Annotated in this window: 3 protein-coding genes; 2 read left to right on the forward strand and 1 reads right to left on the reverse strand. The window is 63.5% G+C overall.

Translation table 11 applies throughout. The annotated features are described in order from the left end of the window. On the forward strand, positions 1-1,282 hold a 1,282-nt coding region (locus tag EOA28_RS32470), incomplete at its 5' end, for an MFS transporter (protein ID WP_128315690.1). A gap of 25 nt (positions 1,283-1,307) precedes the next feature. On the opposite strand, the gene EOA28_RS32475 is transcribed toward EOA28_RS32470, so the two are convergent. After that, positions 1,308-2,012: a nitroreductase gene (locus EOA28_RS32475; protein WP_127252798.1), complete on the reverse strand. Its 705-nt coding sequence runs from the start codon at positions 2,010-2,012 to the stop codon at positions 1,308-1,310. A gap of 236 nt (positions 2,013-2,248) precedes the next feature. Between EOA28_RS32475 and EOA28_RS32480 the strand changes: the two genes are divergently transcribed. Further along, positions 2,249-2,447, forward strand: a 199-nt coding sequence (locus EOA28_RS32480) for a helix-turn-helix transcriptional regulator (protein WP_148671002.1), incomplete at its 3' end; no start/stop codon positions are given.

The following is a 2,447-nucleotide window of genomic DNA, read 5'->3' on the forward strand; positions in this document are numbered from 1 at the left end:
CCCGCCAAGCCAGCTTGGCCTTTTGATCACCGTCTATGTCGCCAGCCTCATCGTCAGCATGCCGCTCGGCGGCTGGCTGGCCGACCGCTTCGGCCTGCGCAACGTCTATTGCTTCGCCCTGCTCGTCTTCGCCAGCGCCTCGGCGCTGTGCGGCCTTTCGGAAAACATCTGGATGCTGGTCGGCTCGCGTGCCTTGCAGGGCTGCGGCGGCGCGCTGATGGGCACGCTCGGCCAGGTCGTGATCCTGTCGAGCTTCCCGCGCGACCGTACGCTCAAGATCAACATGTATATCTCGCTCGCCGGCCAGTCCGGGCCGCTGGTCGGCCCGCTGGTCGGCGGCGCGCTGACCACCTATGTCTCGTGGCGCTGGATCTTCTACATCAACATCCCGATCGCGCTGACCGCGGCGCTGTTGGCCGCCTCGCTGTTTCCGTCAACGACCAAGCCGGTGCGCACGCCGTTCGATTTTCCGGGCTTCCTCCTCGTCGGCAGCGGTATGGGCCTTCTGATCTTCGGCATGGACTCACTTGCCGCGAAGGATGCCGCGAGCAGCCTGATCGGCATCGAGCTCGGCCTGGCGATCACCATCCTGGCGGTTGCCGCTTTCTACTGCCTGCGCGCCCGCAACCCGCTGCTCGACCTCAACCTGCTGCGCATCCGCACCTTCCGCATCTCCTTCCTTACCGGCGGCAGCCTCGACACGATCGGCCTCAGCTCCGTGGTCTTCCTGCTGCCGCTGATGTTCCAGCTCGGCTTCGGCATGAGCGCCGTGCAGGCCGGCTCGCTGACCTTCGTCGCCGCGATCGGATCCCTGATCATGCGCTTCTTCATGCCGCGCCTTCTGAACCGGTTCGGCTTCAGGCGCGTGCTGGTCACCAACACCCCGATCGTCGCCTTGCTGGTCGCAGGCTTTGCCCTGATGCAGGAGAGCCTGCCGGCCTGGATCGTGCTGGCCTACATTTTTGTTTTCGGCGTCTTCCGCTCGGTGCAATGGGCCTCGACCGGCAATCTTTCCTATTCGGATATCGCGCCGGAGCAACTCGCCCGCTTCAGCGCGCTCTATTACATCCTGTGGCAGCTTGCGGTGGCGATCAGCGTCGGCCTTGCGGCCGCACTGCTGTCGCTGCTTGCCGGCGGCGGCAAGGCCAGTGTCGACGACTATCGCATCCTGTTCGTCGTCGAAGGGCTGATCACGCTTTGCGCGCTGTCGGCTTACCTGCGGCTGACGCCGCGTGACGGCGCTCATGTCAGCGGCCACGGCGCGCATATGAGTACCGATTAGCTGGCCGAGATATTCGGCGCGCGGCTTATTCCGCGAAGGTCACCCAGTCCTCGAGCGGAGCGCGGTCGGTGCGGAACTCGTTTTCGGGCTTGGAGGTGTCCTCATAGCCGAGCGCCATGCCGCAGACGACGATCTCTTCGTCGGGAATGTTGAGCACCGGCCTGATCTGCCGATGGTAGGGAGCGAAGGCCGCCTGCGGGCAGGTATGCAGCCCCCTGCCCCGTGCAGCGACCATGATGTTCTGCAGGAACATGCCGTAGTCGATCCACGAGCCCTGGTTCAGTCTCCGGTCGATCGTGAAGATCATGCCGACGGGAGCATCGAAGAAGATGAAGTTGCGGTCGTGCTGCGCCCGCATCTTGTCGACCTCGCGCCGGCCGATGCCCAGCGCGCCGTAAAGCCCAAAGCCGTTGGCGCGGCGGCGTGTCAGATAGGGCTCGAAGAACTGGTCGGGATAATAACGATACTCGTCCCACTCGGCCTTTTCGGCGCGGATGCCGGAGTTGAGAATCGCGTCGCTGATGCGCTGCTTGACCTCGCCCTTGGTCACATAGACGCGCCAGGGCTGCATGTTGGTGCCCGACGGCGCGCGCGCGGCGACCGCGAGGATCGCGCGGATCGAATCGTCGTCGACCATATCGGGCAGGAAAGCGCGCACCGACCGGCGCGACGTGATCGCCTCATCGACGATCTCCGCATCCGACGCGATCCGGATGTTCTTCTCAAGCATGGGTCGTCCCTTTCGGCATGGCCAGAAACCCGCAACCCGGTTCCCTTGACGACCATCCGCAGACTATGAACTAAGACTGGTCTCCGACCGGGCGCCCCACTCGCCGCTCGTGTGCGAGCCTTTGCATCAACCGCCGAAAACGCGCAAGCAAATCTTGTGGCCTATGAAAATCTCCTTGATTTTTTCATGATTTTATTCTCTCATGAAATTTATCCAGATTTTTTCACGAGAAGCTTTTGAGCTCGACCACAGCCAGATCTGAGCAGGACAATGGCGACCGGCTGCTGGCCGGCGACATCCGCGCGCTCCGCAAAGCGCGCGGCCTCACGCTCAGTGAAATTGCGCTCAAGTTGGGCCGTTCGGTGGGTTGGGTCAGCCAGGTCGAGCGCGGCCTCTCGGTGCCTTCGGTCGGCGACTTGCGGGCCTTCGCCGATC

It is taken from the genome of Mesorhizobium sp. M2A.F.Ca.ET.067.02.1.1 (assembly GCF_004023285.1).
Taxonomy (GTDB): Bacteria; Pseudomonadota; Alphaproteobacteria; order Rhizobiales; family Rhizobiaceae; genus Mesorhizobium.

Bases quoted from the DNA above. Each gene is read 5' to 3' on its own strand.
- EOA28_RS32475 (WP_127252798.1), bottom strand. From the start codon at position 2,012: ATGCTTGAGAAGAACATCCGGATCGCGTCGGATGCGGAGATCGTCGAT.